General features: G+C 71.8%; 26 protein-coding genes. 13 read left to right on the forward strand and 13 right to left on the reverse strand.

The annotated features are described in order from the left end of the window. The first annotated feature begins 1 nt into the window (after position 1). Positions 2 to 1321 (forward strand): M14 family zinc carboxypeptidase, encoded by a 1320-nt coding sequence (locus ACWDN5_RS22275; RefSeq protein ID WP_449677626.1) that lies wholly within the window; start codon positions 2 to 4, stop codon positions 1319 to 1321. Position 1322: 1 nt separating this feature from the next. Here ACWDN5_RS22275 and ACWDN5_RS22280 read toward each other — a convergent pair whose 3' ends face one another. The 3 genes from ACWDN5_RS22280 to ACWDN5_RS22290 form a co-directional block, all read right to left on the reverse strand. After that, a complete protein-coding gene (locus tag ACWDN5_RS22280) occupies positions 1323 to 2354 on the reverse strand; it encodes a class I SAM-dependent methyltransferase (RefSeq protein ID WP_449677627.1) in 1032 nt (343 codons plus the stop codon). Positions 2355 to 2663: 309 nt separating this feature from the next. Then, a complete protein-coding gene (locus ACWDN5_RS22285) occupies positions 2664 to 3470 on the reverse strand; it encodes a PadR family transcriptional regulator (RefSeq protein ID WP_449677628.1) in 807 nt (268 codons plus the stop codon). A 268-nt stretch (positions 3471 to 3738) separates the two neighbouring features. Then, entirely contained in the window at positions 3739 to 4638 is a 900-nt protein-coding gene (locus ACWDN5_RS22290; protein ID WP_449677629.1) for a LysR family transcriptional regulator, read from the reverse strand. 70 nt (positions 4639 to 4708) lie between these two features. Between ACWDN5_RS22290 and ACWDN5_RS22295 the strand changes: the two genes are divergently transcribed. Continuing rightward, positions 4709 to 5677, forward strand: a complete 969-nt coding sequence (locus ACWDN5_RS22295; protein WP_449677630.1) for a YeiH family protein — start codon at positions 4709 to 4711, stop codon at positions 5675 to 5677. A gap of 114 nt (positions 5678 to 5791) precedes the next feature. Beyond that, positions 5792 to 7285: a sialidase family protein gene (locus ACWDN5_RS22300; protein ID WP_310975555.1), complete on the forward strand. Its 1494-nt coding sequence runs from the start codon at positions 5792 to 5794 to the stop codon at positions 7283 to 7285. 86 nt (positions 7286 to 7371) lie between these two features. On the opposite strand, the gene ACWDN5_RS22305 is transcribed toward ACWDN5_RS22300, so the two are convergent. Continuing rightward, a complete protein-coding gene (locus ACWDN5_RS22305) occupies positions 7372 to 7980 on the reverse strand; it encodes an MmpS family transport accessory protein (protein ID WP_449677631.1) in 609 nt (202 codons plus the stop codon). A 171-nt stretch (positions 7981 to 8151) separates the two neighbouring features. Here ACWDN5_RS22305 and ACWDN5_RS22310 point away from each other — a divergent pair, with 171 nt between their 5' ends. The 3 genes from ACWDN5_RS22310 (at position 8152) to ACWDN5_RS22320 (ending at position 11204) form a co-directional block, all read left to right on the forward strand. Further along, entirely contained in the window at positions 8152 to 9351 is a 1200-nt protein-coding gene (locus ACWDN5_RS22310; RefSeq protein ID WP_449677632.1) for a sensor histidine kinase, read from the forward strand. Positions 9352 to 9360: 9 nt separating this feature from the next. Continuing rightward, positions 9361 to 10020, forward strand: a complete 660-nt coding sequence (locus ACWDN5_RS22315; protein WP_449677633.1) for a response regulator transcription factor — start codon at positions 9361 to 9363, stop codon at positions 10018 to 10020. A gap of 269 nt (positions 10021 to 10289) precedes the next feature. Continuing rightward, positions 10290 to 11204, forward strand: a complete 915-nt coding sequence (locus ACWDN5_RS22320; protein ID WP_449677634.1) for a hypothetical protein — start codon at positions 10290 to 10292, stop codon at positions 11202 to 11204. Positions 11205 to 11230: 26 nt separating this feature from the next. On the opposite strand, the gene ACWDN5_RS22325 is transcribed toward ACWDN5_RS22320, so the two are convergent. The 3 genes from ACWDN5_RS22325 to ACWDN5_RS22335 all read right to left on the reverse strand — a co-directional run bounded on the left by ACWDN5_RS22325 (position 11231) and on the right by ACWDN5_RS22335 (position 14313). Further along, positions 11231 to 12502, reverse strand: a complete 1272-nt coding sequence (locus ACWDN5_RS22325; protein ID WP_449677635.1) for an MFS transporter — start codon at positions 12500 to 12502, stop codon at positions 11231 to 11233. Positions 12503 to 12581: 79 nt separating this feature from the next. Then, the gene (locus tag ACWDN5_RS22330) at positions 12582 to 13088 is read right to left on the reverse strand and encodes a flavodoxin domain-containing protein (RefSeq protein WP_310975544.1); all 507 of its coding nucleotides are present in this window, start codon (positions 13086 to 13088) and stop codon (positions 12582 to 12584) included. A gap of 91 nt (positions 13089 to 13179) precedes the next feature. Then, complete coding sequence (locus tag ACWDN5_RS22335) at positions 13180 to 14313, reverse strand: nitric oxide synthase oxygenase (RefSeq protein ID WP_449677648.1); 1134 nt, start codon at positions 14311 to 14313, stop codon at positions 13180 to 13182. A gap of 453 nt (positions 14314 to 14766) precedes the next feature. On the opposite strand from ACWDN5_RS22335, the gene ACWDN5_RS22340 reads away from it, so the two are divergent. Next, positions 14767 to 15792 (forward strand): CobW family GTP-binding protein, encoded by a 1026-nt coding sequence (locus tag ACWDN5_RS22340; protein ID WP_449677636.1) that lies wholly within the window; start codon positions 14767 to 14769, stop codon positions 15790 to 15792. Between the two features lie 68 nt (positions 15793 to 15860). Further along, a complete protein-coding gene (locus ACWDN5_RS22345; RefSeq protein ID WP_310975542.1) occupies positions 15861 to 16109 on the forward strand; it encodes a hypothetical protein in 249 nt (82 codons plus the stop codon). Here the strand turns inward: ACWDN5_RS22345 and ACWDN5_RS22350 are convergent. Beyond that, positions 16106 to 16654 carry a TetR/AcrR family transcriptional regulator gene (locus tag ACWDN5_RS22350; RefSeq protein WP_449677637.1) on the reverse strand — a complete coding sequence of 183 codons (549 nt, stop codon included), beginning with the start codon at positions 16652 to 16654 and terminating at the stop codon, positions 16106 to 16108. The two genes, ACWDN5_RS22345 and ACWDN5_RS22350, sit on opposite strands and share 4 nt — an antisense overlap. A 92-nt stretch (positions 16655 to 16746) precedes the next feature. Here ACWDN5_RS22350 and ACWDN5_RS22355 point away from each other — a divergent pair, with 92 nt between their 5' ends. Next, positions 16747 to 17874, forward strand: a complete 1128-nt coding sequence (locus ACWDN5_RS22355; RefSeq protein ID WP_449677638.1) for an MFS transporter — start codon at positions 16747 to 16749, stop codon at positions 17872 to 17874. On the opposite strand, the gene ligD is transcribed toward ACWDN5_RS22355, so the two are convergent. Next, a complete protein-coding gene (ligD, locus tag ACWDN5_RS22360) occupies positions 17875 to 18879 on the reverse strand; it encodes a non-homologous end-joining DNA ligase (RefSeq protein ID WP_310975539.1) in 1005 nt (334 codons plus the stop codon). Next, a complete protein-coding gene (locus ACWDN5_RS22365) occupies positions 18876 to 19955 on the reverse strand; it encodes an ATP-dependent DNA ligase (RefSeq protein ID WP_310975538.1) in 1080 nt (359 codons plus the stop codon). The genes ligD and ACWDN5_RS22365 overlap by 4 nt, the downstream gene beginning before the upstream one ends. Positions 19956 to 20009: 54 nt before the next feature. On the opposite strand from ACWDN5_RS22365, the gene ACWDN5_RS22370 reads away from it, so the two are divergent. Further along, positions 20010 to 20516 carry a DinB family protein gene (locus ACWDN5_RS22370; RefSeq protein ID WP_310975537.1) on the forward strand — a complete coding sequence of 169 codons (507 nt, stop codon included), beginning with the start codon at positions 20010 to 20012 and terminating at the stop codon, positions 20514 to 20516. Next, a complete protein-coding gene (locus ACWDN5_RS22375; RefSeq protein ID WP_449677639.1) occupies positions 20516 to 21439 on the forward strand; it encodes a squalene cyclase in 924 nt (307 codons plus the stop codon). The genes ACWDN5_RS22370 and ACWDN5_RS22375 overlap by 1 nt, the downstream gene beginning before the upstream one ends. Here the strand turns inward: ACWDN5_RS22375 and ACWDN5_RS22380 are convergent. After that, a complete protein-coding gene (locus ACWDN5_RS22380) occupies positions 21436 to 22596 on the reverse strand; it encodes a DUF1015 family protein (protein WP_310975534.1) in 1161 nt (386 codons plus the stop codon). The genes ACWDN5_RS22375 and ACWDN5_RS22380 overlap by 4 nt on opposite strands. Before the next feature lie 121 nt (positions 22597 to 22717). On the opposite strand from ACWDN5_RS22380, the gene ACWDN5_RS22385 reads away from it, so the two are divergent. Then, the gene (locus ACWDN5_RS22385; protein ID WP_449677649.1) at positions 22718 to 24226 is read left to right on the forward strand and encodes an MDR family MFS transporter; all 1509 of its coding nucleotides are present in this window, start codon (positions 22718 to 22720) and stop codon (positions 24224 to 24226) included. Between the two features lie 32 nt (positions 24227 to 24258). Here ACWDN5_RS22385 and ACWDN5_RS22390 read toward each other — a convergent pair whose 3' ends face one another. After that, complete coding sequence (locus tag ACWDN5_RS22390; protein WP_310975532.1) at positions 24259 to 25140, reverse strand: TIGR03854 family LLM class F420-dependent oxidoreductase; 882 nt, start codon at positions 25138 to 25140, stop codon at positions 24259 to 24261. A 53-nt stretch (positions 25141 to 25193) separates the two neighbouring features. Next, a complete protein-coding gene (locus tag ACWDN5_RS22395; protein WP_449677640.1) occupies positions 25194 to 25631 on the reverse strand; it encodes a MarR family winged helix-turn-helix transcriptional regulator in 438 nt (145 codons plus the stop codon). Positions 25632 to 25717: 86 nt separating this feature from the next. Here ACWDN5_RS22395 and ACWDN5_RS22400 point away from each other — a divergent pair, with 86 nt between their 5' ends. Beyond that, positions 25718 to 26095, forward strand: a complete 378-nt coding sequence (locus tag ACWDN5_RS22400) for a DUF5313 domain-containing protein (protein WP_449677650.1) — start codon at positions 25718 to 25720, stop codon at positions 26093 to 26095. The last annotated feature ends 13 nt before the right edge of the window (positions 26096 to 26108 follow it).

Raw genomic sequence — 26108 nt, forward strand, 5'->3', positions numbered from 1 at the left:
GATGGCGTCAAGGTCCCTGTCCCGGCTCGCCCTCGCGGCGTCCGGGGTCCTGCTCACCTCCGTGCTCGGCGGTACCGCCGTCGCGCAGACGGCGGACACGCCGGTGTTCTGGCGCGTCCCGGCCACCGCCGCACAGGCACAGGCGCTGACCGATGCCGGGTTCGACGTCGAAGAAGGGGACGATGTTGGCAGCGTCAACGTCGTCGGCGGGCGGGCCGTCGCCGCGAAGCTGCGGGCGCTCGGGTACCGGCCGTCGTTCTTCGACACCGTCTACAAGGAACTGCCCGCCGAGACGAACAAGCTGGCGGCGGACACCTACTACGGCGGGTACCGGACCGTCACCGCGCACGAGAACCACCTCGCCGCCGTCGCCTCGGCGCACCCCGACCTGGCCACGAAGTACACGATCGGCCAGTCCTGGAAGAAGCTGAAGGGCCAGGGCGGGCACGACGTCCAGGCGATCTGCCTGACCAAGAAGCAGGCCGGCGACTGCACGCTGTCGACGACGTCGACGAAGCCGAAGTTCTTCCTGATGGCCCAGATCCACGCGCGTGAGCTGTCGACCGGCGAGCTCGCCTGGCGCTGGATCGACTACCTCGCCGACGGCTACGCCACCGACGCGACCGCGAAGTCCATTCTGGACACCACCGAGGTCTGGGTGGTGCCGATCGCCAACCCCGACGGCGTCGACATCGTCGCCTCCGGCGGGAACTCGCCGAAGCTGCAGCGCAAGAACGCCAACAACTCCCGCGGCTGCAGCGGCACGAACATCGGCGTCGACCTCAACCGCAACTCGACGTTCAAGTGGGGTGGCGACTCCAACTCCGCCTGCTCCGAGACCTACCAGGGCGTGAGCGCGGGTTCCGAGCCCGAGGTGCAGGCGCTGGAGAAGCTGGCCCGCGCGATCTTCCCGGACCAGCGCGGCACCGGCAACAACGACCCGGCGCCCGCGACGGCCAAGGGCACGATGATCACGTTGCACAGCTATGGCAACGACATCATCATCCCGTGGGGCTTCACCCAGGCGACGTCGCCGAACGACGCGCAGTACCGCAGGCTCGGCGCGAAGTACGCCGCGTCCAACGGGTATCTCGTCGGCACCAACGAGGAGACGGTCGGCTACGACACGACCGGCACCACCGACGACTTCACCTACGGCGAGCTCGGCGTCGCCAGCGTGACGTTCGAGGTCGGCGGCTCGAGCGGCACGTGCGGCGGTTTCCTGCCGCGCTACACGTGCGTCGACAGCACGTTCTGGCCGAAGAACAAGGGCGCGCTGATCACCGCGGCCAAGGCCGCGGCGGCGCCGTACCAGCAGTGAGTCACGGCCGGCAGGCGTAGATGCAGTTCTGCGGGCGCGGGGATTCGAGCACGTCGACGTGCCGGAACCCCGCGTCCGCAAGCATTTCCGACGCCTTTTCGGTACCCCACACGGCCCCGAGCGCGGCGCCGCCCTCGGCGAGTGACGTCGTCGTGCAGTACATCAGGCTGATCGCGTAGGTGAGGGCGGCCAGCGGGTTGCCGACGTTCCGCTCCAGGTGGCTGGAGAAGTTGGTGTCCACCATGAAGAACAGCCCGTCCGGCGCGAGGGCGTCGTGGATCCGGCCGAGCACGACGTCGGGCCGGTCCTGGTCGTGGACGGCATCGAACGCGGTGATGACGTCGTAGGGTGGATCGGCACGCAGCTCGGCGGCATCCCCGACGACGAATTCGGCGTTGACGGGCTTGTGTTCGCCGGCCTGCGCGACGACGTCCGGGTTGATGTCGAGGCCGGTGAAGTGCGAGGCGGGAAAGGCCCGGGCGGCGACGGCGATGGCGTTCCCGGTGCCGCAGCCGAGGTCGAGCACGCGCGCGCCGGCCGTGAGCCGCTCGTTGAGGCCGGGGACCGCGCCGAAGAAGCCGTCGACGAGGTGTTCGCGGTAGATGTGCTTCCAGCTGTCGCCGGTTTTCGCGCCGAGGGTTTCGAGGTAGGGCCCGTAGGCGGACCTGGGGACACCGCCGCCTTCGGCGAACGCGCGCTCGAGGTCGGGCAGGATGCCGGTGAAGGCGGACAGGGTCAGCAGGGACGGCATGAGGTTCGACGCGGTTTCGCCGAGCAGGAACTTGGCGTGCTCGGGCGGGAAGGTGTACTCGCGGCCGTCGTAGGTGAAGATGCCGCCGGTGACCATGGCGCCGAGCCATTCGCGGACGTAGCGTTCGTGCAGATCGGCGCGCGCGGCGAGCTCGCCACTGGTGGCGGGCCCCCGCGCGGCGGCGGCGAGCAACCCGGTGCGGTGGCCGACCCCGATGAGCATGGTGAGGGCGCTGCCGGTCATGGTCGCGGTGAGGTGGGCGGCGAAGTCCTTCTCCTCCATGGGTGGAGCCTACCCCGCCGGTGGACCGTCCGATGTGGACGATCCACCCCGGCGGGTGCGGCTGCCGCCGGCTGGGTGCAGCCCGCGCCGGCGGCTTGAGCCGCGCGTGGCGAGGTGTGGCCGACATCGGCAGAGTGGGACCGGCACCAGCGGAACCCGGGCCGCGCACCGGCGAGACGCGGCCGGCACCGGCGGGCTCGACCGGCACCAGCAGGACCTGGCGCGACCAGGCCGTGAGCCATCGGCCCGGGTGGGCGTGGCTCGGGGCGGCGGCCGGAGCCGCAGCACGAGCCACGCCAGGCGCGGGTGTCAGGCGTCCTCGTCCTCCAGGCCCGCGTCGGCCAGGACGGCGTACACCCGGCGGCGGGCGTCGGCGAGGATCTTCTTCACCTCGGCGACCTGGGCCTCGTTGCCGCTGTACCCCACCTGCGCGGCCGCTCCCGAGAGCTCGCCCAGTGCGTGCCACAGGGCCGCGAAGCGATCCGCGCCCGGCTCCTCCTCCGGTTCCTCCCACAGCGCCGCGAACTCCGCCTCGCGGCCCGCCACGTGCTCGCGGCCCGCGTCGGTCAGCTCCGCCACGCGGCGACCGGCCGTCTCGACCGTGTGGACCAGGCCTTCGTCCTCCAGCTGCTGCAGGATCGGGTACACCGAGCCCGGGCTCGGCCGCCAGCGGTCGTGCGTGCGGCGGCGGATCTCCTGCATCAGCTGGTAGCCGTGCATCGGCTCCTCGGCCAGCAACGCCAGCACCGCCGGCCGCACCGGGCGGGCCGGCGGGCGGCCGCCGCCGCCGCGGAACTCGCGGACCCGCTGGAACGGGCCGGCACCGCCGAACCAGCCGCCCGGGCCGCCGAACGAGCCCGGGCCGCCCGGGAAACCGGGGAAACCCGGAGGCTGGGGCGGGTGCGGTGGTGGCGGCGGGAAGCCGCGCGCCAGCTCCGGGCCGCCGTCCCAGTCCTCGTGCCCCGGCACGCCGTGTTCCGGGCCGAGGTGCCCCGCCCCGGGATGACCGGGCATCCCATGCCCCGGGTGCCCGAACCCGGCGTGCCCCGGTCCGTGGTGTCCCCCGTGCCTCCCGAACCCGGCGAAGATCCGGTCCGCGCCTGCGCTCATCTCCATGACGACCTCCATATCGTATCGGCGACATTCACACGATATATCGCCGCTCGATCGACGGCAAGGCGACTTCCCTCGCCCGAGGAGGAAGCAGACAGCTCCGGCCGCGAAGGACACCAGCCGCAGCCGCGCGACCGACGGCAAGCCGACCCCGATCACCCCGAACGGAATGCGGCCACCTCAGCCCAGCCCCACAGCCGACCGACCGACCGACGGCAAGCCGACCCCCGACCAGGAAGCGGGCACCCTCGACCACGAAAGGCGGCAGCCCTCAGGAACCCGACTTCACCGCCAGCGTCAGCAGGTCCGCCGCCGGGCCTGTCAGGCGCCGGCCCGCCGGCCACACCGCTCGCAGCACCCGGCCCAGCTCCACCCCCTCCACCGGCACCGGCACCAGCCGCCGGCCGGCCACCTCGCGCACCACGTCGAGGTCGCTGATCACCGCCGGCCCCGCGCCCGCGATCACCGCGTTGCGCACCGCCGACGCCGACCCCAGCTCCAGCAACGGTGTCACCGGCCCCGCCCCCGCCCGGCGCAACGCCGCCTCGACCGTCTCGCGCGTTCCCGAGCCCGGCTCGCGGACCACCAACGGCGTCGCGGCCAGCTCGCCCGCCGTCAGCGGACGGCGCCGCCGGGCCCACGCGTGCCCGGCCGGGACCACCACCACCAGCCGGTCCGTGGCGACGCGGCGGGTCGCCAAGCCCGGCCACGGTCCCGGCGACTCGACGAACCCGAGATCCACGCGGCCGCGGGCGACCAGGTCGGCGACCTGCTCGGAGTTGACCACCTCGAGCCCGACGTAGGTGTCCGGCCCGGTCCGCTTGACCTCGCCGATCCAAGCCGGCACGAAGTGCTCGGCGAGCGTCATGCTCGCCGCGACCCGCAGCTGCGCGCCGCGCTGGGTGCGCAGGGCCTCCGCGCCGGTGCGCAGACCGTCCACTTCGGTCAGCACGCGGTGGGCCCAGCCCGCGATCACCCGGCCGTCCGGGGTCAGGGCCGAGCCGCGGCGGGTCCGGTCCACCAGGGACAGTCCCAATTGGCGTTCCAAAGTGGACAGCCGTTTGCTCGCCGACGGCTGGGCGATGCCGAGTGCGCCCGCCGCCTGGCCGATGCTGCCGAGGTCGTCGACGAGCACCAGCAGGCGCAGCGAGTCCAGATCCGGTCCGGTCATAGCTTCAGTCTATGACCTCAGCACCGACCGCCGGCTACCGCGCGCGCCCGGCACCGGCGACGCTGGAGGCATGGCACTGACAGCGGCGAAAACCTCCGGCCTGGCGATCACCGGGCTCGGCGTCGCCGCGGCGTACGCGCTCAGCTCGGTGTGGCCGGTGGCCGGCGCGCTCACCGTCGCCGTCGTGCTCGGCGTCGCCGTAGGCAGCACGCCCGTCCTGACCGACGAGCACCGCCGGGCCGTCGCCCAGCTGACGAAACGCCTGTTGCGCGCCGGCGTCGTCGTGCTCGGGCTACAGCTCGCCGTCCCCACGGTGCTCGCGCTCGGCCCCGGCACGCTCGCCGCGGTCGTGCTGACGGTCGCGGTCACCTTCCTCGGCACGCTCGGCCTCGGCCGGCTGGTCCGGGTCCCCCGCGGACTCGCCCTGCTGGTGGCCACCGGCTTCTCGATCTGCGGCGCCTCGGCGATCGCCGCGATGGAAGGCGTGATCGAGCGCGACGACGAAGACGTCGCCACCGCCGTCGCGCTCGTCACCTGCTACGGCAGCTTCACCCTGGCCGCGCTCCCCCTGCTCGCCCACGCGCTCGGTCTCGACGCCGCCAGGACCGGCAGCTGGGCCGGGATCTCGGTGCACGAGGTCGCCCAGGTCGTCGCGGCGGCCGGGCCCGCGGGCGCCGCCGCGGTCGGGATCGCCGTCGTGGTGAAGCTCAGCCGCGTGGTCCTGCTCGCCCCGGTGGTCGCACTCGTCGGCGCCGCCGAACGCGGCCGCCGCGACACGCACGCCCCGCTCGTGCCGCTGTTCGTCCTCGGCTTCCTCGCGATGGTCGCGGTTCGGAGCACCGGCCTGGTCCCCCCGTTCGTGCTCGACATCGCGAAGATCGCGTCGACGCTCCTGCTCGCGGGCGCGCTCTTCGGGCTCGGCTGCGCCGTCCGGCTCGGCACCCTGCTGCGCGGCGGCGGCCGGGCGCTGCTCCTGGGTCTCCTGTCCACGCTTCTGGTGTTGGCAACGGGGTTCGGGACCCTGGCCGCGTTCACCTGAATTTTCCCTACGCGTCACGTATAGTTCGTTATACGCGAGGTTGTACGGCTCTTGTACGGATCGTGTCGACGCTGCTGGGCGAGACGAAGAACGAATCCGTAGGGAGCTCGAACCGTGAAGATCACCCGACTCGCTCAAGGGCTGCTCGCCGGGCTGCTGGGGTGTGCCGCCCTGGCCGTCCCGGCGGCCGTCGGTGCCGCCACCGCCCAGGCCGATGTGGCCAGCACGTTGGTGTTCAACAAGAACACCGAGGGCCACGACTGTTACCGCATCCCCACCATCGTCAAGGCGAACAACGGCGACCTGCTCGCCTTCGCCGAAGGCCGCAACAGCGGCGCCCACGCCTGCGCCGACCTGGGCAAGATCGATCTCGTGATGAAGCGTTCCACCGACGGCGGCAAGACGTGGGGCGCGCTGAACACCGTCATCACCGCGTTCGGCGACACGAAGGGCAACCCCGCGCCGATCGTCATCCCCGGCAGCAATCGGATCGTGCTGCTGTCGACCATGCAGTGCTACACCAACCCGGACTGCGGCCGGATCCCGCGCGTGTCCATCAGCGAGGACAACGGGAAGACGTGGGGCGCGCCGAAGACGCTGACCACCGAGCTCGGCTTCTCGGCCGCGCCGGGCTGGCTGGCCACCGGGCCGTCCCACGGGATCGTGCTGACGCGCGGCGCGCACAAGGGCCGGCTCGTCGCCGGGATGAGCTACTCGAACATCGGCGCGCTGGTCTACAGCGACGACCAGGGCAGCACGTGGCACCTCGGCGCCACCGACAAGCCGGCGACGAGTGCGATCAACCCGCAGGAGATCAGCGTCACCGAGCTCCGGGACGGCCGGATCTACGCCGCCGCGCGCAACCAGGCGAACGACGGCAACAAGTGCCTCGCGGACGGCACCCGCAACCGGGCATTCGCGATCAGCTCGGACGGCGGCGCGACGTTCAGCTCGAAGTTCGGCTTCGCCACCGACCTCGTCGCGCCGACGGTCGAGGGCTCGACGGCCCGGATGAGCGCCACCGACACCGGCGGCAAGTACAACCGGATCCTGTTCGCCGCACCGTCCGTGTGCGGCGAGCGCGAGCAGCTGCGGGTGCACTCGTCGTTCGACGAGGGCGCCAACTGGACCGGCAACGCCGGCAGCCTGCTCGTGTGGGGCGGCGGCGCGGCGTACTCGGACATGGTGCCGCTTTCGCAGTCGTCGGCCGGGGTGTTGTTCGAAGTGGGTCCCACAGAGCACCCGTACGACGCGATCCGCTTCGCCACGGTCACCGATGACGCGCTCGGCGCCCCGGCGTGCGGTGGCGGCTACAGCGTCATCGACTCGGCGCCGCTGGGCACCGGCGGCGCGGCCGGCACGGTGTACCTGTCGTACAACGCGGCCAACGGCCAGAACTGCGTCAGCACGATGAAGAACGGCTCCGCCGGCACGGCCACCGCGACCTCGGCCTACCTGGAGGTCAAGGGCTCGGCGCGGCAGACCGACTCGGGTTCGTTCTCCTGGTTCGCCGGCCCGGTCAAGGCCGCGGCGGCGGACAAGTGCGTGAAGTGGGGCGGCTCGGCCGGCGGCCAGGCCTACGACAGCGAGTTCGAGCACTGCAGCTGAACCGCGGAGGGTGGGACCCGCCCCCTGGCCGGGTCCCCCCTCTCCCCCGTGCCGCCCGGCCCCCTCGTCCGGGCGGCACGGGCGGTTCAGAAGCCGGTGCAGCTCGCGATGGCTCCGGCGCCGGCCGCGGTCGCCGTCTTGGCTTCCTTGCCGTCGACGGTCACCTTGCAGCTGACCGAGCCACCGTCCGGCCCGGCGGTGACGGTGAACTGGGACCCGGCGAGGAACCCGGTGGCTTCCACCGTCTTGGTCCACGGCACCGCGGCACCGGCCTCGGTGTTGATCAGGATGGTGTCCCGGTCGAAGGTGCTGTAGACGACGTCGGCGACCTTCGCGTCCCCGCTCACCTCGTAGACGATGGTGTGGTGGGCGGTGGCCTGGTCGTTGACGTCGCTGATCGCCTTGCTGATCACCACCGCCCACAGGATGCTGACGACCAGGGCCAGCAGCGACACGACGACACCGGCGATCGAGAGACCCTTGTTGGTCGCCTTCCCGGACCGCACTCTGGCCACGCCGACCGCCGCCAGGATCAGGCCGAGCACGGCCAGCGGCCACGCGACCACGCCGACGAGCGGGATCGGCGAGAACACCAACCCGATCAGGCCGAGGACGAACCCGGCCGTGCCCAGGCCGTTGCGCGGCGGCGCCGCCTGCGGGGCCGGGTGCTGCTGGAGCGGGGTGTAGTCGGTCATCGGGGTTTTCCTTTCACCTGGCGCTTGACGGCGAGAAGAAAACCAGCGGCGCGGCCCCGCCCGCGTCGTCCGCAGGCCTCGGCCGCGTACGACGAAAGTCGTCACCGGCCGCGAGGCGGACGAGCGGAACGGCTGATGGGGACGGGGTGGTCACCTCGTAGGCTGATCCCCATGGGACGGTCCGTGCTGGGCGTGGTGTGCACCGTGCTGGCAGTCGCCGCGAGCCTGGTGACGGGCATCGTGAACGTGTCGCTGGAGATCAGCCTGCCCGGCACCGACGCTCTGCACGTGACGGCCGCGGCGGCGCTCGGCTGGTTCTTCGGGGTCGGTGCGTCGATCATGCTGGTGTGGCGGTGGCGCTGGCCCCTGGTGGTGACGGGTATCGCGGTGGCGCCGCCGTTGCTGCTGGTGGCCGACTCGCTGGCCGCGTTGATCGCCCTCGCCGCGCTCACGACCCGCTTCACCGGCTGGTGGCGCTGGAGCGCGGCGGCGCTCGTGTTCGCCGCGACCGGGCTCGCGGTGTGGCGTGACGCGAGCCGGCCCGTGGAGTCGTCGCTGGCCGAGGCCTGGATCTCGACCGAGACGATCGGCGCCAAGCTGATCGGCGTCGTCGTCACCGCGGCGGTCTACACGGCGGTCCCGCTCACGCTGGGGATCGTCCGGTACAGCTTCACCGAGAGGCGGCGCCTCGCCGCCGAAGAGGCGGCCTTGCGTGACCAGGTGGCCCGCCGGGAGGAGCAGGCGCGGATCGCCCGCGAGATGCACGACGTCCTCGGGCACCGGCTGTCCCTGCTTTCGCTGCAGGCGGGCGCGTTGGAGGTCACCGCGGCCACGACGCCGGACGCGGTGGAGGCGGCCAAGACGGTGCGGACGACGGCCCGGCAGTCGCTCGACGACCTGCGGCAGGTGATCGGCGTGCTGCGCGGCTCGGGCTTCACCGACCGGACGCCCAGCGGGCCCGCGGAGCCGCCCCAGCCGACGCTGGCCGACATCCCCGACTTGGTCGCCGGCGCCCGCCAGGCCGGTCTGGCGGTCAACGTGACGATCCTGCTCGACCAGGCGTCGACGGCCCCGGCCCCGCTCGGCACGGCGGCGTACCGGATCCTCCAGGAAGCCTTGACCAACGTCCTGCGCCACGCACCGGGCGCGCCGGCGGAGGTGCTGGTCCGCGGCGGCCCGGGCCCGGGGCTGTCGGTCGAGGTGTTCAACCCGCTGCCACCGCACTCGGTGCCGTCGCCGGGGTCGGGCACCGGGCTGACCGGCGTCAACGAGCGCATTTCCCTGCTCGGCGGGGCGTTGTCGGCGGGCCCGTTCGACGAGCGGACGTTCGCCCTGCGGGCCTGGCTGCCGTGGGTGGCACCGGCGCCCTAGCATGGGCGGGTGAGCGTGCGCGTACTGCTCGTCGACGACGACCCGCTGGTCCGCACCGGACTGTCCATGATCCTGGGCAGCACCCCCGATCTGCGGGTGGTCGCGGAGGCCGGCGACGGCGACGAAGCGGTCCAGCAGGTCGCCCGGCACGCGCCGGACGTGGTGATCATGGACATCCGCATGCGCCGCATGAACGGCCTGGCGGCGACGGCGGCGGTCCTGGCCCAGCCGAGGCCGCCGAAGGTCCTGATCCTGACGACGTTCGACCTGGACGAGTACGTGTTCGAGGCGCTGGCGGCGGGAGCGAGCGGGTTCTTGTTGAAGGAGGGCTCACCGCAGGAGATCATCGACGGCGTCCGAGTGGTGGCGAACGGCGACGCGATGTTGTCACCCAGGATGACGAAGCAGCTGATCGGCGAGTTCGTGGCAACACGGGCGAACCCGAGGCGATCGCGGGCCCAGGCCAAGCTGGAGCTCCTGAGCGAGCGGGAGCGCGAGATCGTGACGGCGGTGGCGCAGGGCAAACCGAACGCTCAGATCGCGGCGGAGCTGTTTCTCAGCGAGGCGACGGTGAAGACGCACATCACGCGGGCGTTCGCAAAGCTGGATGTGTCGAACCGGGTGCAGCTGACGATCTTCGCTTATGAAGCGGCGCTTGTGACGCCGTGAATTCCCCAATCTCGAAAGTCACCCGTTCGTGTATTGACACGAAACCCGGGCCGCCAGGACCATAAGCCGGGTCGGACGTCGTGACCCCAGGGGGAACCGTGCGCCATTCGAGAAACAGGATTGACCATTCGGCACGGGACCCGCGGGAAACGCCGGCACGCGGCGAACGACCGGGTCCGGCGCTTCCTCCCGCGGCCGTCCGCGCGCTACAGCTACAACGGACCGCCGGCAACCAGGCCGTATCAGGGCTCCTGGCCGGACACCTCCCGGTGCAGCGCACACTGGCATGGCACGGCAAGCCGGTGGCGACCTACGAGGATCTCCCGCAGGAAGACCGGGACCGGATCAAGAAATCGATCGACGCCGTATACGGCATGTTCGTGCAGCCGGTCATCGAGGCCATGATCGACGACCGCCGGATCCACAGGGTAACCGTCGGATTGGCCGTCAAGGAGATCCCCAAGATCATCGACCTCCTTTTCGAGTACGAGAAAAACCCACCCAAGCCTTCGCCGGACAACCCGAGAAGCAGAATCGCCCTGCAGCTACTGGAGAAACAACAGGAAGCCAAAAAGCTGAACTCGAAAGTCAAAACATCATATGCCGAGACGGTCTCCGTGCCCAACCTTCGCGAATTCAACAGATTCCTGGACACGAATCCGGCATTCGTGGATTATCTGACCAAGGCCGGCATCAGAATATTTTTCAGGTCTAAGAGCGCCAACAACATCGGCGGCCTCTACACGCACGCGGACAGGATCGTGCATCTCGAACCCGGGGTCGAAGGGGAGCGTCCGGGCATCTTCCTTCGGTTGTTGCTGCACGAGCTGGGGCATGCCTCGTTCCAGCGGATGCTGATGACCACCAAGCCGGACGCCCTGAACCAGGACGAGCAGGCGTTCCGCGACGCCTGGACGGTGCTGCGGCGGAACGACGGACAGTACCTGCTCGGACTCCACCTGGGTCAGGGCAGAGAGCCCGATGAGAGGCAGAAGTACCAGGCGGGCGACTTCATGGAGTTCTGCGCCGAGAACTTCATGCACCGGGTGACCGCGCCGGACCTGCTGAACAAGCATTTGATGACGATCAACAAGCCGGGCAATCACGTCCCGCACGATGTCAGGGATGCCTGGCGTGACGCGATCGTGATCCTGGACAAGTACGTGCGCCTGCTCCTGCGCTGACGAGTCGATCCTTCAGACAGCTGCGCTCACTTCGAACCCGCCGGTGCAGTGGCCACCGCGGACTCGCCGAACCGGATTCCCTTCGCCTCCTTCCCGATCGCCGTCAGCACGGCCACCGCGATCAGCCCCGGGACCACCGTCCACACCAGAGCCGACGGGTACCCGTGGGACTCCGCGATCGCCTGCTGGATCGGCAGGTTCAACGCCGCCAAGAGGTTTCCCAGCTGGTACGTCACCCCCGGGTAGAAGCCGCGGATGGCGTCCGGGGACATCTCCGTCAGGTGCGCCGGGATCACTCCCCACGCCCCCTGGACCATGATCTGCATCAGGAACGAGCCCAGCGCCAGCATCCCCGCGCCGTGGTCGACCGCGAAGATCGGGACCACCGGGAGGCCCAGCACCGCCGCCGCCACGATGGTGCGGCGGCGGCCCAGTTTCTCCGACAGCGTCCCGAACGCACACCCGCCGATGATGGCTCCGATGTTGTACAGCACGGCTATCCACGTGCTCGTCGACGCGCTCAGGCCCGCGCCGCCGTTGTCGTGGGCCTTCAGGAAGCTCGGGTAGACGTCCTGGGTTCCGTGGCTCATCCAGTTGAACGCCGTCATCAGCAGGATCAGGTAGCCGAAGCGGCGGATCACCTTGGGGTTCAGCAGGATGTCCTTGACCGACGTCCGCGTCACCTTCAGCTTCTCGCGCGCGGTCTCCCACACCTCCGACTCGCGGACGCGCGCGCGGATCAGCAGGCTGATCAGCGCCGGGAAGATGCTCAGCACGAAGATCCAGCGCCACTGCAGCCCCAGCGCGGAATGGAACAGCAGGTACGCCAGCGCCGCCAGCAGGTAGCCGATCGAATAGCCGACCTGCAGCAGGCCCGAGAAGAAGCCGCGGCGCTCGGCCGGGATCTTCTCCATCGCCAGTGCCGCGCCCAGGCCCCACTCGCCGCCCATGCCGATGCCGTAGACGAACCGCAGCACCAGCAGCACCGCGTAGTTCGGGGCGAACGCGCACAGCAGGCCGGCCACCGAATACAGCACGACGTCGGCCATCAGCGGGATGCGGCGGCCCACCCGGTCGGCCCACAGGCCGAACAGGAGCGCGCCGACCGGGCGCATCACCAGCGTCGCCGTCGTGATGAACGCCAGCTGCGTGGCCGTCGCGCCGAACGACTTGTCCTTTGCGATGTCCGCCAGGACGAACACGACCAGGAAGTAGTCGAACGAGTCCATGCTCCAGCCGAGCAGTGCGGCGAGGAAACTGTTGCGCTGGTCCGCGGTAAGCGCTTTCCGATCCGTCACGTTCGCCCCGTTCCGTCGGTTTCCCACCGGAAGACCTCGGGTTCGGTCTAGCACCCACCACCCCGGGCGGGCAAGAGGATCAGAGCGAGACGCGGGTGCGGACCCGGCGGCCGACGTCCCGGGCCCAGGCCTTGATCCGGTCCCAGTCGCGGAAGTCGCCGGCGCGCCGGCCCGAGGCCAGCAGCTTCGGGATCAGCCCGTGCACGGTCGCCGGGTCCAGCCGGCCGCCGAAGGTGGCCGTGCGCTCCGCGTCGATGCGCGCGGCCAGCAGGGCCACGTTCGCCGGCAGGCTGACCTGGTGCGTGGCCGCGCCCGGGCCGCACGGTCCGCTGTGGAACAACCACACCGGACGCTCGGCGAGCGCCCGGGCGTTGCGTTCCAGCAGCCGGACGGCTTCCGGCCGCCACCGGTGGTAGTACAGCGCGCTGCCGACGACGACCGCGGCGTAGTGCTCGACGCCCGCGACGTCGGCGGCGTCGCGCACGTCGACGGTCAGGCCCGCTGCACCGAGCTCGGCGGCGATGACCTCGGCGATCTGCCGGGTTCCGCCGTGACGCCCGGCGTAGGCGACGAGGACTGCGGTCATGCGGTCCATTGTCGGCCTTCGCGGACCGGACTGCCCCGTGGGTCGCCCACGATCCGCCGAACGGGCGCTTCCACGCTACTCTCCGCGGTTCTCACGGCGGCGGCAGGAACGCGGGTCGCTCCGACGGGTCCGGTTCGTCGTAGTAGCGGTGGAAGACCGCGGTCTGCCCGCCGGAAATCGGTGGCACGATCCAGCTCCACTCCGCGGGGCACCGGCGCCCGGCCCGCTCCTCCCGTTCCAGGTGGGACAGGAACCGGTGCGATTCGGTGTGGTGGTCGGCCATCGTGACGCCGGCCGCGTCGAAGGAGTGCTGCACCGCCAGCGTCAGCTCCACCAGCGCGCGGTCGCGCCAGAGCGTGCGCTCGGACGCGGTGTCGAGGCCCATCAGCTCCGCGATGACCGGCAGCAGGTCGTAGCGCTGCTCGTCGGCGAGGTTCCGGGCCCCGACCTCGGTGCCGAGGTACCAGCCGTTGAACGGCGCCGCCGGGTAGGTCACGCCGCCGATCTCCAGGGGCATGTTGCTGATCGCCGGCACGGCGTGCCAGCGCAGCCCGAGCCCGGCGAACCAGCGGTGGTCGGGGTGGGTCAGCGGGACCTCCAGGACGGCGTCCGGCGGCAGCGTGAACAGCCGCGGTTCGCCGGGCACGGCCTCGATCAGCAGCGGCAGGACGTCGAAGGAACCTCTTCGCTCCGGCGGCCGCCACCCGAGTCTTCGCACCTGCTCGGTGAACTCGGCGTACCGCGGGTCGCCGAGGACCGAGCCGTCTTCGAAGCGGTACCCGGCGTAGCGGATCAGCTGCTCGTTGTGGATGCGCGGGCCCGGTGCACCGGGCGTGTCCGGCGCGAAGACGGTGACCGTCGGCCGGATCCGCCCGCCCCGGGTCGCTTGGCGCAGGTGGGCGACGCACTCGCCGGCGATCGCGGCGGGGTCGGTGACCCGGCGGCGGTCCCGGATCCGCAGGCTGCGCCAGTACAGCCGGCCGATGCAGCGCGCCGAGTTGCGCCACGCGACCCGCGCGCCGTACGCCAGCTCGGCGGGCGTGTGCCGGTACGTGCCGGTTTCCATGATTTCCGCGCGCACCTGCGCCAGCCGGTCCTCGAACCGCTCGCCCTGTTCCGCGGCGCCTTCGGCGAACATCCGGTCCAGGAATTCCTCCGCTTCCGCGGAATTGACACTCTGCTCTTCCGAGACGCGCTGCGGGTAGAGCGGCAACGAGGCCGTCACCCGCTCGGGTGTAACGGTCACCGCGGTTCCCCACTCTCCGAAATCGCGATCTGCAGCCCGACGAAAAGGTTCACCGTTCCTCCGAGGGTCGCCGACGACACTGCCGGCCGGAAGTCCCCACTGCCCTGGGAACTCCGGCCAGGCGGGGGAGGATACCCCACGTTTCGCGGGACGGGCTCCGCCACTCGGGAACGCCGTCCCGGCGATCCCGGAATTCCAGCGCACACGAGGTCCGGCTGAAAAAATAACTGCTACCAAGCGTTATTCGGACATGGCGCAGCGCATTTCCGGTCAATCGATCACCCCGGGCGGCAAAACCCGCGTGATCCTTTATCGGCGGCCGGCCTTCGTCTTTTCGTGGGCAATCGGCGAACGGCCTTCACCAGGGGCGGCCACCCGGGTACGCGCGCCCGCGTTAGAGTCGCGGTGATCGGCAGCGGAGGGAGAGTTTTCGTGACCGCCAGGCGCATCCCCGTAGTCCTGGTCGCCGGGTTCCTCGGCGCGGGCAAGACGACGTTGCTCAACCACCTGCTCGCCAACCGCGAGGGCGCCCGGGTCGGCGTCGTGGTCAACGACTTCGGCCAGGTGAACGTCGACGCGCTCGCGGTCGCCGGTCAGGTCGACACGATGGTCTCCCTCGGTAACGGCTGCCTGTGCTGCGCGGTCGACGCGAGCGGGCTGGACGCGATGCTCGCGAAGCTGTCCGGCGCCGAAGCCGGCATCGACGTCATCGTCGTCGAAGCCAGCGGCATCGCCGAGCCCCGCGACCTCATCCGGCTGATGATCGCCAGCGAGAACCCGGACATCCGCTACGGCGGGCTGGCCGAGGTCGTCGACGCCGCCGAGTTCGAGGCCGCCCGCGAACGCCACCCCGAGCTCGCCGACCACTTGCGGCTCGCCGACCTCGTGGTCCTGAACAAGGCCGACCGGGTGCCCGCCGAGGCACTCGCGAAGCTCGCCGCGACCGTCGAAGAGCTGGCCCCGGGCCGCCCGCTGCTGGTCACCGAGCACGGCCGGGTCGACCCGCGGCTGTTCTTCGACCCCGAACCCCGCGGCGAGCGCGCCGGCCAGCTGTCGTTCGACGACCTGCGCGAGGACGACCACGACCATTCGCGGCACCTGCACGCCGAGTACCAGACGGTCACCTTCACCGCCGGGACGCCACTCGCGCCGCGCGCCTTCGTCGAGTTCCTCGAGCGGCGCCCGGCCGGGCTCTACCGGATGAAGGGCCAGGCCGACTTCGGCCCGACCGGCGCGCAAGCGCGCTTCCACCTGCACACCGTCGGCGGGTTCGTGCAGCTGGAGCGGTCGGCCTGGCCGGCGGGCGAGCCGCGGCGGACCGAGCTGGTGCTGATCGGCGCCGGCATCGACACCGACGCCGTGCTCGCCGACCTGGACCGCTGCGTGGCCGACGACCCGGACACCGTGGACGAACGCGGCCTGCTGCACATCCTGCGGTACCTGCCCGACCAGGCCTGAGCGCCCCGCCACGCCGAAGATCGGCAAATGCGCCGCCGCCGCGGCCACCGCGACGGACACTGACCGCCATGACGACCACCGCGGTGAGCGCACCACGCTGGTACCTGGTCGGCGTGCTGCCCGAGGACGTCCCCCTGGCCCACCTGATGACCCGCTCCGGCGACCTCCGCTACCGGCGCTCGGCGTGCGGGGCGCGTGAGTCCCGCAGCTGGAAACCCGTCGACCTGACCACGTCCGAGCTCGCGCCGTGCCCGGCGTGCGTCGCGACGCTGTCCGGCGTCGGCGCCGGACAGCTCGCCCTCGACTTGCCGGTCTAGGCGATCAACGTCCGCGCGAGCCGCTTCGCGGTGTCGAACGGCCGCGAGTTCTGGGCGACCACTGCCATGACCGTGGCTCCGTCCAGCAGGAGCATCAGCTCGTCGGCCAGCTCGCCTTCGTCGCTCCGGAGCTGCGCCCGCAGGTAACTGTGCAACCCGGTCTTGTGGTGGCGGACCACTTCGCGGACCGGGTCGGCGGGGTCGGGGAATTCCGAGGCCGCGTTCAGGAAGGCACAGCCGCGGTAGCCGTCGCGGGAAAGCCAGGCTTCGTAGGCGTCGAACACCGCCAGCACCCGCTCGCGCGGATCGGTGTGCGCGGCGGTGATCCGGTCGATCTCCTCCTGCCACTGCCGATCGCGCTCGCGCAGGTACGCGACGACGAGCCGGCTCTTGGACCCGAAGTTGCCGTAGAGGGCCGCCTTCGTCACCCCGGCTTCGGCGGCCACCGTGTCGACGCCCACGGCGTGGATGCCGTCGCGGTAGAACAACGCCGACGCGGCCTGGAGCACCTTCGCGCCCGCGTCGCCGGGACGGGTCCGGCCCACGGCATCCCTCCGAACAGATCGGTCTGGTTCTTTACCTGCGGTGATCCTATCATTACTTGACATCAGACAGACCTGTCTGTTTGGTGGACGAGGTGACGACGCGGACGAAGACGGACAGCTGGGCCTCCACGGCCGCGGTCGGCGCGGTCGTGATCGCCCTCTGCTACGGGTTCGCGCGCTACGCCTACGGGCCTTTCGTGCCGCGGTTCAGCGAGACGTTCGGGCTGACCACGGTCGGCGTCGGCGTCCTCGGTGGCCTCTCCACCGCGGGATACGGCCTCGGGCTACTGCTGGCGCCGAGAACGTCCGCGCGGTCGGCACGCGGGACCGTTCTGCTGGCCGCGACGTCGGCGACGGCCGGGCTCGCGGTCATGGCGCTGGCACCGCACGTCGTGGTGTTCGGCGCCGGGATCACCGTTGCGGGGGCCGGCGCGGGGCTCGTGTCGCCGGGTGTCGCGCAGCTGATCGGCGAGACGGTCGGGACGCGGACCCGCGACCGGGCGCAGACCTGGGCCAACACCGGGACCGGCCTGGGGCTGGCCGCGTCGGCGTTCACTCCCCTGCTGGCCTTCGGCTGGCCGGTGATCTGGTCGGCGTTCGCCGCCCTCGGCGTGGCGGTGACGCTGCTCGCCTGGCGGACGTTGCCCCGGTCCCCCGGCGTGCCCACCGTCTCCGGGCCGGTCCGCGGGATCGTCCCGCTCGTGGCCAACTCCGCGCTCATCGGCGTGACCAGCGCGCCGTACTGGACGTTCTCCACCTCCCGGCTCGCCGAAACCGGGCTGAGCCCGGTGGCCGCGACCTGGTGCTGGGCCACGATCGGCGCGGCCGGGCTGCTCGGCGGCCTGGCGGGACGGGCGGCCGGGCGCGCGGGCCTGCGGACGGTCAACCTCGCGACGTGGACCCTCGCCGCCGCGGGCCTCGCCCTCCTCGCCCTGCCGAACCCTGGGGTGCCCGTCGCCCTGCTCTCCGGCGCCCTGTTCGGCAGCACCTACATGGCGCTGACCGGGCTCTGCATCCTCTGGGCGGCCCGTCTGTTCCCCGACCGGCCGGCCCGGGGCATCACGTGGTCGTTCGCCGGGCTCGGCGTCGGCCAGACCGTGGCCTCACCGCTGGCCGGCGCGGCGGCCGCGGGCCTCGGGTCCGGGGCGGTGTTCGGGCTGACCGCGCTGGTCGCGCTCACCGCGTGGAGCCAACTCCACCCGCGCCTCGGGCCGCCGTGATCACGTCTTCTTCGCCCGGCTCGGCGCCACCCGCGGCGGCTCGTTGGGCATCTTCGGGTACACCGGCGGCCACGGCGCGTCCATCAGCCCGGCCGCCATGTCCCGCTCGGACATCTCCAGCAGCGGCTCGATCGACTGCGGCCGCTCCCCCGCGCCCGCCCACGGATCGCCGCGCTCGGCCAGCCGGGCGGGCACGGTGCTCAGCGTCAGCGTGTCCGGCTCGACGGTGTCCAGCTCGTCCCAGCCGATCGGCGTCGACACCTGGCCGCCGACCCGCGGGCGCACGCACCACGTGCCGAACACCGTCTTGTGCGGGGCGTTCTGGTTGAAGTCGACGAACACGCGCGTGCCGCGTTCTTCCTTCCACCACTGCGCGGTGATCTTCTCCGGGTGCCGGCGTTCGAGGGCCCGGGCCAGGGCGACCGCGGCCGCCCGCACCTGGAAGCTGTCCCAGCGCGGCTCGAGCAGCACGTACAAGTGCAACCCGCGCGAGCCCGACGTCTTCAGGTGCCCCTCGATGCCGTTCTCGGCCAGGAACTCCCTGGTCAGCGCCGCGGCTTCGCGCAGCTGGTCGAAGCCGATGCCGGGCGACGGGTCGAGGTCGACGCGCAGCTCGTCGGTGACCTCGGGTGTGTCGGCGAGGTAGGGCCAGACGTGGAAGCCGAGGCAGCCGAGGTTCACCGCCCAGAGGATGTGGGCCAGGTCCTTCGCCACCAGCGCGTCGCTGGTCGTGCCGTTCGGGGTCGAGACGACGGTGGTGGTCAGCCACGGCGGCGCGCCCTTCGGGACGCGTTTCTGGAACCAGTTCTTGCCGCCGGCGCCGTCCGGGTAGCGCTCCAGCAGCAGCGGGCGCCCGCCGAGCCGGGCCAGCAGCGGCCCGGACACCGCCCGGTAGTACTCGACGAGGTCGAGCTTCGTCTCGCCGCGCTCCGGGAAGTAGACCCTGTCCGGGCTGCTGATCTTGACCTCGACGCCGTCGGCGTCCACCAGGACCGCCCCGCTCATCGCGCCTCCCCGAACAGCTTCGCGAGCTCGGCGGGCGGCGCCTCGTCGAGCTGGGCGTACGTGCAGGACTCCGGCGTGCGGTCGGGCCGGAACCGGACCAGCCGCCCGCCGTGCCGGAACCGGCCGCCCTGCAGGTGCTCGTACCGCACTTCGGCCACCCATTCCGGCCGCAGCGGCTCCCACGAGAGGTCCTTCTGCGGCGCCCACCGGCTGTTCGCGCCCGGCTGGCGGCCGGGCTGCGGTTCGTACTCGGCCCAGGTGCGCCACGGGTGGTTTTCGAGCGCGTTTTCCCGCAGCGGCGCCAGTTCCTCGACCAGCTCGGCCCGCCGGGCCTTGGTGAAACTGGTGGCCACCCCGATGTGGTGCAGGACGCCCTCGTCGTCGAACAGCCCGAGCAGCAGCGAGCCGACGCCGACGCCGTCCTTGTGCCAGCGGAACCCGGTGACGACGCAGTCGGCCGTGCGCTCGTGCTTGACCTTCAGCATGACGCGCTTGTCCTGCTCGTACGGCAGGTCGCCGGGCTTGGCCACGACGCCGTCGAAGCCCGCGCCCTCGAACCGGGTGAACCAGTCTTCGGCCTGCGCCGGGTCCTCGCTCAGCGGGGTCAGGTGGACGCGTTGCAGCCCTTCGGCGGCGTTGCCCAAGATGCTTTCGAGCTGTTTGCGCCGCTCGCGGAAGGGCTGCCCGGTGAAGTCGGTGTCGCCGAGGGCCAGCAGGTCGAAGGCGATGAAGCTGGCCGGCGTCTCCTCGGCGAGTTTGCGCACGCGCGAAGCCGCCGGGTGCAGCCGCAGCATCAACGTCTCGAAGTCGAGCCCGGCCGGCGTGACCACCACGATCTCGCCGTCGACGACGCAGCGGGGCGGCAGCGCGGCGGCCAGCAGCTCCACCAGCTCCGGGAAGTAGCGGGTCAGCGGGCGGTCGTTGCGGGAGCCGAGCTCGATCTCGTCGCCGTCCCGGAACACGACGCACCGGAAACCGTCCCACTTGGGCTCGTAGAGCAGCCCCGGGGCACGGGGCACCTCGTGCACCGCTTTCGCGAGCATCGGCCGCACCGGCGGCATAACGGGCAAGTCCACCGCGCGAGCTTAAAACACGGGTATGACATTTCAAGGCGTGATAGACACTCCCGCGTGACCTTCGAACGCCCCGCACCGCCCCTGACCGGGGGCGAGCGCGAAATGCTCCGCACCTTCCTCGACTTCCACCGCGCCACCCTCGCGATGAAGTGCGACGGACTGTCCGACGAGGAACTGCGGCGCGCGTCGAGCCCGCCGTCGACGCTGTCGCTGCTCGGCCTGGTCCGGCACATGGCCGAGGTCGAGCGCACCTGGTTCCGGCGGGTGATCAACGCCGAGGACGTCCCGCTGCGCTGGTCGTCCGAAGGGGACTTCCAGGCCGCCTACGACGCGAGTTCCTCGACGCGCGCCGAAGCCTTCGAGGCGTGGCAGGCCGAGGTCGAGAAATCGCGCAAGATCGAAGAAGCGGCGGAGTCCTTGGACGTCACCGGCCACCAGCCGCGCTGGGGCGAGGACGTCTCGCTGCGGCTGGTGATGCTGCACATGATCCACGAGTACGCCCGGCACAACGGCCACGCGGACTTCCTGCGCGAGGCCATCGACGGCGTCACGGGGGCGTAGTGGACCCGCTCGCCTGGTTGCGCGACACCGACCCGGCCCTGCGCTGGCAGGTGGAGCGCGACCTGGCGGGCGAACCCCCGGCGGTCTGGGAGGCGACCCGGGCGCGGGTCGCCACCGAAGGGTTCGGCGCGCGGCTCCTGGACCTGCAGGACGCCGACGGCCGGTGGGCGGGCGGCGCGTACTTCCCGGCTGGCTTCCCCGACGGTGAACCGCAGCCGTGGACGGCGACGACCTGGTCGTTGAACGCCCTGCGCGAGTGGGGCCTCGACGGCGCCGTCCTGCGCGGTACGGCCGAGCGGCTCGCCCGGAACTGCCGCTGGGAGTACGACGACCTGCCGTACTGGGACGGCGAAGTCGACTGCTGCATCAACGCCTGGACGCTGGCCAACGGAGTGTGGCTCGGTGCGGACGTCGAAGGCATCGCGAGGTGGTTCGTCGAGCACCGGCTCCCCGACGGCGGCTGGAACTGCGCGTGGGTCGAGGGCTCGACGCGCTCGTCGGTCCACTCGACGCTCAACGCGCTCAAGGGCCTGCTCGCCTACGAGGTGGCGACCGGCGGCACCGCGGATTCCCGGGCGGCGCGCCGTTCGGGCGAGGAATACCTGCTGGAACGCGGGCTGTTCCGGCGGCTTTCCACGGGTGAGCCGATCGGCCCGTGGGTGACGGAGTTCGGCTACCCGTTCCGCTGGCGCTACGACGTGCTCAACGCAGCTTCCTACTTCCGCGACGCCGGCCGCAGGGACGACCGGCTGGCCGAGGCGATCGCCCTGATCCGCGCAGCCCGGCAGCCGGACGGGACGTGGCGGCAGGAGCGGACCGACGCCGGCCGGGTGTGGTTCGACGTGGACGTCCCGGCCGGGCAGCCGTCGAAGTGGCTGACGCTGTTCGCCACCCGGGTCCTGAACTGGTGGGACGCCCGCTAGAGCTCCGCCAGCACGAGCCCGCTGCGCGGCTTCGGCGTGAAGTAGGTGGCCTTCCGCGGCATCCGGCGGCCGGCGGCGTGCACGGCGAGGACGTCGGCGTAGGCCACCGGGGCCAGCAGCACCACCGCGTCCGCGTCCGGGGGCAGCGGGCGGCCCGCCGGGAGCGGGCGGACGCACGGCCCGTCCGGGTCGATGCCGAGCGCGCGGGCGAACAGGACCCGTTCGACGAGCTCGTGGTCGATCACCGGCCAGGGGCCGTCCGGGGCCGGGAGCGGCACTCGCAGCACGGCCCCGCCGGCGCGCACGACCACCTCGCCGGGGACCGGCACGGCGTGTTCGTCGTAGCGGACGTCCAGGCCGGCCGCGCACCAGCGCGACACCAGGTCCTCCGGGCCGAGGCCGGTGCCGGTGAGGACGCGGTGGATCGCGCCGATCCGCAGCGCCGGTCCGGCGGTGACCAGGGCGAGCAGCGCGCCGTGGCCGGCCGCCGCCGCGGCGGCCACGCGGTGGTTGCCGTCCGCGACCAGCAGGTCCGTGCCGGCCACCGCGGCCAGCAGGCGGCTCTGCAGCGGTCCTTCCGGCACCACCCAGAGGTCGTGCCGCCGCCCGGCCGCGTCCGAAGTGGACAGATCGGGCAGGCCGAGGCCGGCGCAGGCCTGTTCGACCTGCTCGGTCAGCTCCGGGCCGCCGGCGGCCGGGACGAGCAGCGCCGCGCTCGTCGCGCAGCCCAGGCCGGCGAGCACCGCGGCCCGTTCGGCGACGACGTCGGGGTAGACGTCCTCGGTGTGGCGGACGCGCGCGGCGCCGTCGTCGGTCACCGCCGCCGGGTCGACCAGGCAGAGCAGGCCGAGCGCCACGCCGTCCGGTCCTTCGACCCGGTAGGGCGCGACGATGTCCCGCACCGGCCGGTAGAACCGCTTCTTCAGCCGTTCGAGCACGGCGCGGGCGACCGGGACGGCGGCCGTCAGGTCGAGACCGCGCGCCAGGGCGGCGGGCGTGCGGGCCGGGTGCTGCACGGCCAGCAGGCTGTCCGCGGCGCCGGGCGCGGCCAGCGCGGCGATCACCCGCTCGGGCTCGGCGAACTCGTCGACGTCGGGGCCGGGGACCGCGTCGCGGACCACCCAGCCCCGCCCGATCGGCCGGATCCAGTCGCTCATCCCGACCATCTTCCGCCACGAGCGTCCGGAAATCCGCTGGGGCCGCTACCGCCGGGATGGAATGCTTAGGACTGCAAAGCAGTTGACTCCGGTCATGACCGTTCCGAGGAGCACCCCGCCGATGACGACGTCCGCCGCCACCACGGGAGTCGGCTTCCGGTCCGAACGCGGCCCGGTCCTGATCGCGGTCATGCTCAGCACGGCGCTGGTCGCGCTGGACAGCACGATCATCGCGACCGCCGTCCCGTCGGTGGTCCGCGACCTCGGCGGGTTCGCGCAGTTCCCGTGGCTGTTCTCGATCTACCTGCTCACCCAGGCCGTGACGGTGCCGCTCTACGGCAAGTTCGCCGACGTCCTCGGCCGCCGTCCGGTGATGTTCTTCGGCATTGCGGCGTTCCTGGTCGGCTCGGTGCTGTGCGGTGCCGCCTGGAGCATGCCGGTGCTGATCGCCGCCCGCGCGGTCCAGGGCATCGGCGCCGGCGCGATCCAGCCGATGTCGATGACGATCATCGGCGACCTGTACACGGTGGAGGAACGCGCCCGGGTGCAGGGCTACGTGGCCAGCGTCTGGGGCGCGGCTTCGGTGGTCGGCCCGACGCTCGGCGGCCTGTTCGCCGAGTACCTGGACTGGCGCTGGATCTTCTTCATCAACCTGCCCCTGGGCGCGATCGCGGCGCTGATGCTGTTCCGCGGCTTCGCCGAGCGCGTGGAGCGCAAGCCGCACAAGGTCGACTACCTGGGCGCGGGTCTGCTCACCATCGGCTGTTCCCTGATCATCCTCGGCCTGCTCGAGGGCGGCGTCGCGTGGGCGTGGGGTTCGGTGCCGAGTGTGGCGATCTTCGTCGCGGGCGTGGTCCTGCTGGTGGCGTTCGTGCTGGTGGAGAAGCGCGCGGCGGAGCCGGTGCTGCCGCTGTGGGTGTTCACGCGGCGGGTCCTGGTCGGCGGCAACCTGGTGGCGGTGGTGGTGGGCGCGGTCCTGATGGGACTGACGTCGTACCTGCCGACGTACGCCCAAGGAGTGCTCGGCGCGGGGGCGCTGGTGGCGGGCTTCGCGGTGGCGGCGCTGACGGTGGGCTGGCCGATTTCGGCGTCCCTGGCCGGCAAGATCTACCTGCGCATCGGCTTCCGCGACACGGCGTTGATCGGCAGCGTGTTCATCATCGCCGGCGGTGTCCTGGTGGCCCTGCTGGGCGCGGGTTCTTCGCTGTGGGCGGCGGCTTTCGCGGCGTTCGTCCTCGGGATCGGGCTGGGGCTGGCGGCGAGCCCGACGTTGGTGGCGATCCAGTCGGTGGTGGGCTGGGACCGCCGCGGCGTGGTGACGGCGACGAACCTGTTCAGCCGCTCCCTGGGCAGTGCGGTCGGGGCGGCGGTGTTCGGGGCGATCGCGAACGCGACGCTGGCTTCGCGGTTCGCTTCGCCGCCGCCGGGAGTGGGACCGCTGCCGCCTTCGGTGGACGCGACGAGCCTGGTGCTGGGCGGGCACGCGGACGATTCGCCGGCGGCCGTCTTCGTGCGCGGGGCCCTCGCCGATGCGACGCACTACGTGTTCCTGGGCCTGCTGGCCGTGGCCGTGCTGTCGGTGGGGGCGCTGGTGCTGATGCCGCGGAAGACCGAGCAGCTGGAGTTCTGAGCACTGGTCACCGAGGACCGGGCCGGCCGCCCCTAGTTCTGCAGCGGCACCAGCTCCGCCTGGAACTTCTCCAGGAACCCGTCGAAATCGGCGTGCGCGGGCCGGATCACGAACTTCGACAGCCCGGCCTCGATGTGCTGCTCCACCAGCCGGCGGGCCTCCGGCCAGCTCGTTGCCACCAGGTCCGTCAGCGGGACGCCGGGGCTGCGGCGGGCCGCCACCGCCGCGAGTTCGTCCGGGATCCCCCGGTCCGCGACGGCCAGGCTGAGCCCGAAGTGGTCCTCTTCGATCTCGCGTCCGGCCTCCGCCGCCGCCCGCTGGATCGCGAGCCGGGCGTCGCGGGCCTGGGCGGGCGGGTGGAAACTGCCGAGCCAGCCGTCCGCGAGGCGGCCCGTGCGGCGCAGCGCGGCCGGGGCCGATCCGCCCAGCCAGACGTCGAGGCGCTTCGCCGGTTTCGGGCCGAGGCGGACGCCGTCGACCTGGAAGAACTCGCCGTCGAAGGAAACCTCGTCCTCCTCCAGCAGCCGGCGCAGGAGGACGAGCGACTCGTCGAACACCGCGGCACGGCGGCCCGGCGGCACCGGGAACAGACCGGCTTCGGCCGCGCGGGCCGGCCGGAGGCCGAACACCGGCAGCACCCGCTTGGGCGCGAGCCCGGCCAGCGTGAGCAGCTGCTTGGCGACCAGCACCGGGTGCCGGCCCGGCAGGATCGCAACACCGGTACCGACCTTCAGCTTCGACGTCCGCGCCAGCGCGTGCGCCATGCCGATCATCGGGTCGACCTCGGGCGAGTAGACCAGCTCCGACAGCCACAGCGAATCGACGCCCGCGTCCTCCAGCCGGGCCGCCAGTCCGGCGAACTCCGCCGGCCCGGTCCCGGCCGCGGGGGCGACACCCAGCCTGATCTTCAGCAAGATTCCTCCCGGAAGGCTCTCCGGGAGCAACGCGCCGAGCGGCCGGGAATTCCTCAGGCGGTCGCGTCGATGACGCGGGTCAGCGCGGCGTGCAGGGCTTCCAGCTCGGCGACGTCCATCCCGAGCGTCTCGACCACCTTGTACGGGATCTTCTCCGCCTCCGCCCGCAGCGCCCGGCCCGTCCCGGTCAGTTCGACCGTCAGCTGCCGCTCGTCCGAACGATTCCGGGTGCGCGTGACGTACCCGAGCGCCTCCAGCCGCTTGAGCAGCGGTGACAGCGTCGCGGGTTCGTGGCGCAGCGCCGCACCGAGTTCCTTCACCGAGCGCGGCGAGCGTTCCCACAGCGCGAGCATCACCAGGTACTGCGGATGGGTCAGGCCGTACGGCTCGAGCAGCGGCCGGTAGATCGCGATCACGCTGCGCGAAGCCACCGACAGCGCGAAGCACACCTGCCGGTCCAGCTTCAGGGGGTCCTCACCCAGGTCGATCATGGCCCCGATCCTCCTGTGTCGTCGATCGCGCTATTGATTAGTGCACTAAGCATTAGTGTACTATCAGACTCATGGAACGACCGAGTGTGCTCCGCTGGTTCGGCTACGCCGTGGGCGTGCGGCTCCCCGAGCGCTACAACAACTGGGCGTTGCACGACGCGACGTCGAAGCACTGGCGGGCCCGGTTCGTGCTCCAGCGGTCGATCGGCATCGCGCCGCTGTGCGCCGTGTGGCTGCTGCTGCCCGGGTCGATCTGGCTGCGGCTCTCGCTGGTCCTGATGGCCGCCCTGGTCGCGTACTTCTATTCGTGCGCGTACATGGAGGAGAGCGTCGAGCACCGGCTCGGCCGGCAGGGCTTCCCGCACAACACCGGGCGCCGCATCCGCGCCGAGGCCGCCGAGGCGAAGAACGCCGAGGCGACCGCCCGCTACCTCGCGCGCTACCGGACGCCGTCCGAGGGTTAGCTACAGTCGGGGG

The sequence above is a fragment of the Amycolatopsis sp. NPDC003731 genome (assembly GCF_053586895.1).